The 9,503-nt window shown below is 35.2% G+C and carries 11 protein-coding genes; 3 read left to right on the top strand and 8 right to left on the bottom strand.

All coding sequences use genetic code 11. The annotated features are described in order from the left end of the window. A partial coding sequence (locus tag D6734_09065) for a hypothetical protein (protein ID RMF93897.1) occupies positions 1-460 on the top strand: 460 nt, incomplete at its 5' end. A gap of 176 nt (positions 461-636) precedes the next feature. Further along, complete coding sequence (locus D6734_09060) at positions 637-777, top strand: desulfoferrodoxin (GenBank protein RMF93899.1); 141 nt, start codon at positions 637-639, stop codon at positions 775-777. A gap of 1 nt (position 778) precedes the next feature. On the opposite strand, the gene ybgF is transcribed toward D6734_09060, so the two are convergent. The 6 genes from ybgF to tolQ form a co-directional block, all read right to left on the bottom strand. Continuing rightward, positions 779-1,648, bottom strand: coding sequence for a tol-pal system protein YbgF (gene ybgF, locus D6734_09055; GenBank protein ID RMF93896.1), 870 nt, complete (start codon positions 1,646-1,648; stop codon positions 779-781). Positions 1,649-1,720: 72 nt separating this feature from the next. Then, on the bottom strand, positions 1,721-2,290 hold the full coding sequence (gene pal / locus D6734_09050) for a peptidoglycan-associated lipoprotein Pal (protein RMF93895.1): 570 nt from the start codon (positions 2,288-2,290) through the stop codon (positions 1,721-1,723). 17 nt (positions 2,291-2,307) lie between these two features. Continuing rightward, entirely contained in the window at positions 2,308-3,633 is a 1,326-nt protein-coding gene (gene tolB, locus D6734_09045; GenBank protein ID RMF93894.1) for a Tol-Pal system beta propeller repeat protein TolB, read from the bottom strand. Beyond that, on the bottom strand, positions 3,630-4,445 hold the full coding sequence (locus D6734_09040) for a TonB family protein (GenBank protein ID RMF93893.1): 816 nt from the start codon (positions 4,443-4,445) through the stop codon (positions 3,630-3,632). Before D6734_09040 ends, tolB begins: the two co-directional genes overlap by 4 nt. Positions 4,446-4,460: 15 nt before the next feature. Then, positions 4,461-4,880 (bottom strand): protein TolR, encoded by a 420-nt coding sequence (gene tolR, locus D6734_09035; protein ID RMF93892.1) that lies wholly within the window; start codon positions 4,878-4,880, stop codon positions 4,461-4,463. A gap of 2 nt (positions 4,881-4,882) precedes the next feature. Continuing rightward, the gene (gene tolQ / locus D6734_09030; GenBank protein RMF93891.1) at positions 4,883-5,638 is read right to left on the bottom strand and encodes a protein TolQ; all 756 of its coding nucleotides are present in this window, start codon (positions 5,636-5,638) and stop codon (positions 4,883-4,885) included. 252 nt (positions 5,639-5,890) lie between these two features. Here tolQ and D6734_09025 point away from each other — a divergent pair, with 252 nt between their 5' ends. Then, the gene (locus D6734_09025; protein ID RMF93890.1) at positions 5,891-7,258 is read left to right on the top strand and encodes a hypothetical protein; all 1,368 of its coding nucleotides are present in this window, start codon (positions 5,891-5,893) and stop codon (positions 7,256-7,258) included. On the opposite strand, the gene D6734_09020 is transcribed toward D6734_09025, so the two are convergent. Continuing rightward, a complete protein-coding gene (locus tag D6734_09020) occupies positions 7,251-8,678 on the bottom strand; it encodes a sensor histidine kinase (GenBank protein RMF93889.1) in 1,428 nt (475 codons plus the stop codon). The two genes, D6734_09025 and D6734_09020, sit on opposite strands and share 8 nt — an antisense overlap. Continuing rightward, positions 8,675-9,382 carry a DNA-binding response regulator gene (locus tag D6734_09015; GenBank protein RMF93898.1) on the bottom strand — a complete coding sequence of 236 codons (708 nt, stop codon included), beginning with the start codon at positions 9,380-9,382 and terminating at the stop codon, positions 8,675-8,677. The genes D6734_09020 and D6734_09015 overlap by 4 nt, the downstream gene beginning before the upstream one ends. Between the last annotated feature and the right edge of the window lie 121 nt (positions 9,383-9,503).

Raw genomic sequence — 9,503 nt, 5'->3', positions numbered from 1 at the left:
GTACTATAATAAGCACATTGATTTCTTCACAATAAAGGGAGAAGCAACACTTGCCCAGCTTGTAATAGCTAAAGACAAAAATAACGGTATAGAGAAAGATAAAATCGAAGAGGTGCTTATCAAGGCAAAAAATGGGATTCCTCTCCAAGATTTAGAAAATGAATATGAAAATGAATTTGAACTAATAAAATATCAGTATCTTGGAAGTTTTAAAAAAGAAGAATTAGCAGAAGGATTTCAGGATGCTTTTGACTTGAAGCAGAATGAATGTATGTTAATTGAGACACAAGATGGATTTCATATTATCAAACTTCTAAAGAAAAAAGGAGACTCTCTCAAACCCTTTGCAGAAGCAAGTGAAGATATCAAAAATATTCTTTATTCAGAGAAGAGTGAAAAAATTTTGAAAAATTTTATTGAGTCTCTGAAAGAAAAAGCTTACATTGAAAAGAGATTGTAAATTTCCCTTAAATTAGGGAGGTCCAAAAATGGTTGATTGGATTGGAAAAGTTCTAATATGTCTCAAATGCGGAATGACAGTAAAGATTGTTAAGCTTAATGACCCTAAATGGGGTTCAGGTCCAAGTTTGATATGTTGTAATGAAGAAATGAAAGTAAAGAATATACATGATGAATATGAATAATAATAATGAAATAAAATATAAAGTTGGAATGCGTCTGCGCTGTAATATCTGCAAAAGAGAAGTAGAAATATTAAAAGTAGGAAGCGGAAAAATATACTGTTGCGGCCAATTGATGAAGCCGGTATCTCAATAACCTATTTTCTTTCCTGATTTTCCATAATCATCTTTTTTGCATTTTCTGCTTCTTTTGTTCCCGGAAATTTATCGATAGTGACACGAAATGCATTTAAAGCAGACTTTTTATCATTATTTTTAAGGAAGGAATAACCAATTTTCAAATAAGCTGCCGGCGCCTTTGATGAAGAGGGAAATTTTTTTATGAGTTTACCGAATTCGGCTATGGCTTCTTTATATTTCCCCTGAGAATAATAACACTCACCTATCCAATACATTGCATTTGGGACATACTCGCTATTGGGAAATTTCTTTATGAAGTCATTAAATTTTTGTAAGGACTCTTGATAGTTGGCATTTAAATACTCACTATATGCAGATTCATAAAAAGATTGAATCTGTTTCAATTCTTCTTCAGCTACAGTTTTTATAGATTCTTTCTTTTCATCCTTTTTTGCTTTTTTTTTACCTTTGGTTTTATCAGATTCCTTAACGAAGGCAATCTTTTCTGAAAGGTTTCTAATTTCCGATTTCAGATTTAGAAGCTCCTGCCTGATTTCTTTTTCACTTTCATCATCTTTTTTTGTGCTTGTAATCTTTCCCTTAATCTCTGCTATATCCACAGACAAGTTTTCTATATCTGCAGAAAACTCTGCCTGTCTTTTTCTGATATCAGAAATCTTTTCTTCAAATTGAGCTGATATGGTTTCTGCATCGAGTGTAGAAATTTTCTTTTCTATTTTATCTAAACGCTCTTCTATATCTTTGACATCCTTTCTTAAAAGGTCAACATCCTGCTTCAAAGCGCATCCAGTAAAGAAAAAGATTAAAGAAAAAATAAAAAATGATATGGAAATTTTCATTTCCATCTGTTCAAAACTTTTATTCATAAAATACACCTGTCAGAACCATTTTTTATGCTTTGGTTTCTATTTATGAAAATTTAGAACTTGTGCCTCGTTCTATTTAATAACAAAATGAGCGCGCCTATTCTTTGCCCAAGCAATCTCATTATGCCCCGGATCAAAGGGCCTTTCTTCGCCATAGCTGATTGTATCTATTCTGCTGCTATCCACCCCAAGATTGACAAGATACTCCTTGGCTGCATTTGCTCTCTTTTCTCCAAGAACGAGGTTATATTCAACGGTGCCTCTTTCATCACAGTGTCCTTCAATTAGCACATTGACAGAGGGATTCTTTTTCAAAACTTCAGCATTTTTTTCAAGCTTCTTCTTTGCCATTTCTGATAGATCGTATCTGTCAAAAGCAAAGAACACATCTTCAATCTGTGATGAAATCCTTTTGATAAGTTCTTCTCTCAATGCCTCCTCATCTATCTCCTCTTCTGCTTCAACGGGCGCTTCTTCTTTTACCTCTTCCGGAGGTGGTGCAACTTCCTCCTTCTTTGTTTCAGGAGCAGGTGAAGGTGTCTCTTTGACAACCTCTTTCTTTGCACAAGAAGAAATAAGGAATAAAGAAGACAATGCTATGATAAAAAACAATAACAACCGACTTTCTTTCTTCAAATACATATTATTCCTCCCACATATTAAAAGGTTCCTCTATATGATTTTCTCAGTGACCAGTGCGGTTCTGTTTCTTTTCCTATTTTAGCACCAATCTTTTTTTGATTAGTACCATTCGAACTCATTATATATATTTTATATATACCATTTCTGTTCGATGTAAAAGTAATAAATCTACCATCAGGCGACCATGAAGGAGCCTCATCATTGCCCAATCCTTCTGTAAGATAACGCAAACCGGTGCCGTCGCGATTGACGACGGCAATGTGAAATCTGCCATTATTTCTCGATGAAAATGCAATCTTGTCACCCTCAGGGGACCATGCAGGATCAGCATTATAACTTCCTTCATACGACACTCTTCTTATGTTTCTACCATTCAAGTCACTGACAAAAATCTGCGGACTTCCATGCCTGTTTGATGTAAAAGCAATTTTTGTTCCATCAGGTGAAAAGGATGGGGAAACATCTATATATCTGCTTGAAATGATTTTTTCTATCTTATTACTATCCAAATTTAAAATATAGATATCAGGATTGCCGTCAATCGTTATTGTTATCGCCAATTTATTTCCCGATGGCGACCAATCTCCTGCCAATGGCAAAGTGCCCGGAAGAGGAATTCTTTTCTCTTTGCCGGTGCTGAAATCTGCGATATAAAGAGACGGCTTACCGCTTCTGTAAGATGTATATGCAAGTTTTTTGCCATCGCGAGACCATACAGGTGAAGCAATGATTGTATTGTTTTCTCTTACTACCTTTTTGTTTGAACCATCATAATCAGAAACGATAAGTCTTTTTTTACCCTTTGTTTCAGATATATAGGCAATTTTTGATTCAAAAGGACCTCTTACACCAGTTACTTTCTCTAATATTTGGTCAGCAAAGCGATGAGAGATTCTTCTTACATCCTCTGCCCTTCCACGATACCTGCGTCCTAAAACAAATTTCTTTTCCACTACATCATAAAGACGAAATTCTACAGTCAATATATTGTTCTGATATGTAATTTTACTGTTTATATAGATGGATGCATCAATGTCTTCAGGTAGTTTCTGGAAATTCTCCTTCTCCAATACTGTTTTAAAATAAAGGATTTCTTTGACATCAAAATAACCAGAATAATCCAAGTCATCTTTCAGCACCGCAGTTGTCTCTTCTCTAAGTTTTTTGCTCGATTCTTCATCATCTAAAATATATCCTCCAATGATGACAGGTATCTTCCTCAGAAAAGGGGAATTGATATCGATATAAACCTTCGCCTTCACTAATACTGTATTAAAGGATAAAAATAGAAAGATAAAAAACAAAATCGCTCTTTTCAAAAATTCTCTGTTCTTATTCTTCATTCCGGTATAAACCTCACCCCTACTTCTAATATATCGTCTGCTAATCCCTCAGGCACAGGAGGTAATGGATTCGCCTTGATAATTGCCTTCATTGCAGAATTGTCAAAAATATAATTTCCTGAACGCTTTTCAAAACTTCTCTCAATTATCTCACCGTCTTTTCTAATCTTGATTAAAACAATTGCAGTTAATTTGCTTTCATCAACCTCCGGAATATCTGGAAGAATCCAAGATTCTTTTATCTTAAACCAAATTCTGTCATAATATAGGCGAAATCTCATATCTTCGATACTGCCTTTCAATTCCCTGCTCGTACGCAATGCGATTGCTCTTTTCTTTTCCGCTATTCTCTTGTTTTCAACTTCCTTTGAAATACTCTCGATGCTTTCCATCATTTTCTTGAAATCCTCTTCAGTAGAATATTTTTTTTCTTCCTGTGGAGCCCTTGTTTCATTTTTTTCCTTATGCGGCAATTTTTTTTGGGGATTCGGCGGCACGATTTTCTTTACAGCTGCTTTTTTTTGGGGAGGTACTATCTTTTTTTTGGCTTCTTTTTTTACATTTTTCATCAAGTCTTTTTTTTCAATTTTCTTTTCTTTTACATCAAGTTTCCTCTCAATCTTGTCTATTTCTTTCTTTGCAACTGCCTTGATAACAGGTTTAGGTTGTTGGACAATATCCACATATATAGCATCAACAGGAATATAGAGACGTGAACCAAAATCAGAAAACCATACTAACAACAAAAGCACCAAAGAATGGATTATAAATGATACAAAGATGTATTTCTTCTCTATTTTTAGCGCAGGCATTTCTTTTATCTTTCATTATTCAATGCCTTCCTGTTCCTCCTCAGTTACCATTCCCAACCGCGATATACCAGCTCTTCTTGCTGCGGCCATTATCTTTACTACGAAACCATAAGGCACATTTTTATCTGAACGAAGATAAAGGTTCTTAGCATTCTTCTTTTCTGATAATTCTCGCAGTTTTGAAGGTAAATCTTTAAGAGAAACAGGTTCTTTATTTAGAAGGATAGTTTTATTTGCGGTAATCGTTAATATCAATTCCTCATTACTCAACTCAACATTTTGTTTTGAATTTGCCTCCGGAAGATCAACATCGACACCTTGAAAAAGCATAGGAGCTGTAACCATAAAAATGACAAGAAGTACGAGCATTACATCCACAAAGGGAGTAACATTGATATCCGACAAAGTTGACATCTCAGATTTCATTGGCTCCATAATTACTGCCTTCCTGAATCCTGCATAAGATATCTTTTAATGATATTCAGAAAATCAGAGGAAAAATTGTCCATCTGGCTGGAAAAAACTCTTACTCGCCGCAAAAGATAATTATAGGCAACTACTGCCGGTATTGCCGCAACCAAACCGATAGCTGTTGCAATCAATGCTTCTGAAATTCCAGGCGCAACTACTGCAAGAGAAGCTGACCCTTTTAATCCTATCCCATGGAATGAAGTCATAATGCCCCATACAGTACCAAAAAGACCTATAAAGGGAGCTGTGCTTCCTGTCGTAGCAAGGAAAGTAAGCGCACTTTCAAGTTTAGTAATCTCTGAAACAGTTGCCCGCCTTAATGCCCTGCTTATGTTATCGATTCCATCTGCACTGCCGGCAATCATTCCTCTTGGAGAGACTGTATTATCTTTTTCATCTTGGGCGGACGAATTTTTTTGTCCATTTATTTTTCGAAACTCCTGATAGCCAGTGTGAAATACCTGAGCAACAGGAGAATATTTGAACTGTAAAATATTATCATCAACACTATTCAGATCCCTGCTTTTCCAAAAATATTCTTGAAACTTTTCAGTTTCTTTTGCCGCCCTTCTATAAGTGACGCTTTTGGAAAAGATAATTGCCCATGATATTATTGACATCAATAATAATATTAAGATTACAATTTTTACCACCAATCCGGCTTTTAGAACCAGAAACAATACACTCCCTTCCGGGATAAGAGAAGAGTCAAGTCCAAACATAATCTCACCTTCTATTTTTAGATTGTATATTAAATCTAACTGAAATAAGCTGGCAAGTCAACGAATAGATTAGCGATTGTAAAGGCAAAGTAGAAATGTCAACGGCTTGATGTTATTCAGCTTGCCTAATTTTTGGTAGAGCATAAAACAATGTTAAATCCTATTCCATTCTTCTCTTTGTTGACTATTTTTTAATTCTGACTAAAAGCAGATAACTGTAAATTTCTGAAATTCTCAGACTTAGGTTATGCTATGAATAACAGAGTTGAATGTGGAATAAATTTAAACCCAACGGAAACTAAATGTTTTTCCGGTACCGCTAAAGATTTTTTTGAAGAAATAAAAAACAAAAAAGTATCAAACCTTTCTAATTGTCAGTCCCTTCAAAGCCCTCTCGTTACTTTGTGCCCTATGTATGCGGCATATACTATGCTGTATCGGATAAAAGGGGGAGTTTGCCTTGTCCATGGGCCTTCTGGATGCTCAATGCATCGGAATGTCGTATCCTTCCTTTATAAAGACATCCGTGAAATTTCAACTGAATTATGCAATCCCTTTGAAAATAGAGCATTTACCACAAAGATTGTCGAAGATGATATTGTCTTTGGCGCAGAAGAAAAGCTCTTCAATGCAATATTGGAAATCCATAACCGTCTCAAACCTGAAGTCGTCTGGGTTTTCAGCACTTGCTCTACTGCAATTATAGGTGATGATGTAGAGTCTGTTGTTAAAAATGTCCAAAAGCGAACAGGGAAAAAAGTAAAAGCAATCAATTGCGCCGGTATCAAAGGGTTAAACTGGAAAAAGGGATACCATTTTGCATATAGTCAGCTTATGTCATTAGTAGAAAAGGAAGAAAAAGTTCCACAACTTGTAAATGTTATAAATATGGCATCAATAACTAAAAATGATATGGAAGAAATAAAAAGAGTCCTTTCAATGGCAGGTATTTCAGTGCGTTTTATTCCTTATTATTCATCAATTGAAGAAATTCGTAAATCATCTTCTGCAATAATAAATGCAGTTTTATGCGGTTCAGGAGGAAGATTTTATGCAAAAATGATGAAAGAAAAGTTTGGAATGGAATATGTTTCAGGGCTTCAGCCGATTGGAATTTCAGAAAGCAGAAGATGGTTTATCGAAATTGTTGAAAAAACAGGCTGCAGCAAAAAAGCGGCTGCAAAGATAGAGGAAGAAGCTTTGAAATCAGAAAAAGAATTTAAAGAAATATCTGCAAGATTAAAAAATAAACGCCTCTTTATATCAGGTGGAGCACCAAGAGTTCTATCAATATTAAAATTTTGCCTTGAACTTGGAATGAAACCCATAGGTATTGGATTCTATCATTATGATTTGGAAGAAGCTGGGAGGTTAGAAGAAATTCTAAATAAATACGGTGAAAATCCTTGGATATTTACGGGGCAAAATTACATCGAACAGGAAAAGTTTCTAATAGAAAACAAACCTGACCTATTCATTGGGAATCGAATGACAAAAAACAGAATCCTGCCTCTCAATATCCCTACTGTATCTGTAAATGCTTATGGAAATTGTGCGACACATCTTGGTTTCAGAGGCGCTATCTCCTTTGCGGCAGATATTGAAAAAAGTATTAAATAAAAGAATGTTTTGAAAAACCCGGAGTAGGAATTGAAATAACTATTTCAAGTCCTCCCATATCTGATTTCCTTGCAACAATTTTACCTCCATGCCTTTCAACTATCGATTTTGCAATCGCTAGACCAAGCCCTGTCCCTCCAGTCTGACGCGCACGTGATTTATCTATGCGGTAGAATCTCTCAAATATCGATGACAATTCGCTTTCCGGCACTCCTACTCCATCATCAGCTACACTGATAGTTAGTGAATCACCTTTGAAGGATTCTGCAATAATAATATGTCCATTTTGATTTGTAAACTTTATTGCATTTTCAATTATATTGCTAAGAGCTCGTCTCATTCTGTGAATATCAAGCATAATATTTGGTGTATTATTGTCCTGCTTATATTCTATTTTGATATCTTTTTTTTCTGCCAATGGTTTTACTCTGTCTATAATCTCTGAAATTATATTTGAAGGATTTGAATACTCCAAATTAAGCTCTACTTTATCAAGTTCGAGTTTGGAAAGCTCGAGAAGGTCCTCAATCAGAATATTCAATTCTTCAATCTCTTGAGATATTGTCTGCTGATATTTTTCCAACTGTTGAGGATTATTTCGGTCAAGTGTCATCATTTCAGCTGCAGTTTTAATCCTAGCAAGTGGAGAGCGTAGTTCATGTGAAATATCTGCAGTCAATTCAATTCGTTGGCGAGTCATATCAGCAAGTTTTTTAGACATTTCATTAAAATCTTTGGCAAGTCCGCCTATTTCATCATTCGTCCTAATATCAACCTGATAACCGAGATTTCCGTCAGTCACCATTTTTGTTGCAGTCTCAAGTTTTTTTATAGGGGCAGTAATAAGCCGCGAGAAAAATAGCGCAAGAAGGGATATCACTGCAACTTCAACAAGAATTCCATATTTAAGGTTTGAACGAACCCTTTTTTCACTTATTTTTGGATAACTTATCTGCAATATACCCAAAACTTCGTTATCTACTTTAATGGGAACATATACTTCCACTGTACTGCGAAACCAGCCGCTATAACCACCTTCAATAAGAATACCTTTGGAGAGGATTTCTGATATTTTGTCATAATTTATCACATTTCCGCCATAGACTCTCCCTTTGACGGAATCATAAAGGACTTTTCCCGCTATATTTGACAATCTGATTTTTCTATTTGTCTTTTCTAGGAAGTATTTTATTGAGGGGTTGTCAAGAGCTTCATAATGTCCCTTTTTGCCCGATTTTTTTATCATTCGAGAAAGGTCTTGCGCCGTCAAAAGGGAATCCTTGATAACTGCTGACCGTATATCGACAGAAATCGATTCCGGAGATTCTGTAAAATGATATATAAGAAGAATAATAATTGTTGAAAAAAAGATGTATAAAAGGAAAATTGTAATAACTTTCCAATAGATACCTATTCTCATTCCTGAGCACTGTCCTCAAATTTGTATCCAACACCCCAGACAGTTTTGATATATTGTGGCTCTTTGGCAGTATCATTGATTTTTTGTCTAAGATGGCTGATATGAATATCTACTGAACGGTCAAATGGTGTGAGTTCTCTGCCTCTTATTTCATCTAAAAGCTGATCTCTTGTGAAAACTCTACCCGGATTCATCGCTAAGAGAGCTAATAGAGCAAATTCAGTGGCAGTGAGATCGACTTTTTTATTATCAACGATCACTTCATGCTTCTTGAAATCTATTGAGAATGTAGAAAACTTGAGAAATTCTTTCTTGGTTTTTTCTTTGACACCTGATTTGGAAGACCTTCTTAAAAGAGCCCTCACGCGAGCTGAAAGTTCTCTCAAACTAAAAGGTTTGCTCAAATAATCATCTGCCCCAATTTCAAGCCCTACGACAATATCTGTTTCTTCTCCTCTGGCAGAAAGAATAAGAATTGGAATATTAGATTTGCTTCTTATCTCTTTACACACATCTAAACCATCAACTTTGGGAAGCATCAGGTCAAGAATGATAAAGTCAGGATTTTCCTTATCGAAAAGCTCCAAAGCTTTCTCACCATCATAGGCAGGAATAATTTTATAGCCATCCCTTTCAAGATAATTTTTAACCATCGAAACAAGTTTTGTGTCATCATCAACTAAAAGAATTTTTTTATTCGGCAACTTTCTTCCCTCTTTTTGAAAAAACAAGTTTCTTCTTTTCCTATAATATTTTATATGAAAAATAAAAATTTATACAAAAAAAAAGCGGAAAATCTTGTCAATTTTCCGCTCTCTTTTATTT

It is taken from the genome of Candidatus Schekmanbacteria bacterium (assembly GCA_003695725.1).
Lineage (GTDB): Bacteria > Schekmanbacteria > GWA2-38-11 > GWA2-38-11 > J061 > J061.
The sequence above is the reverse complement of the archived record's forward strand: the minus strand, read 5'-3'. Positions and strand labels throughout refer to the sequence as shown.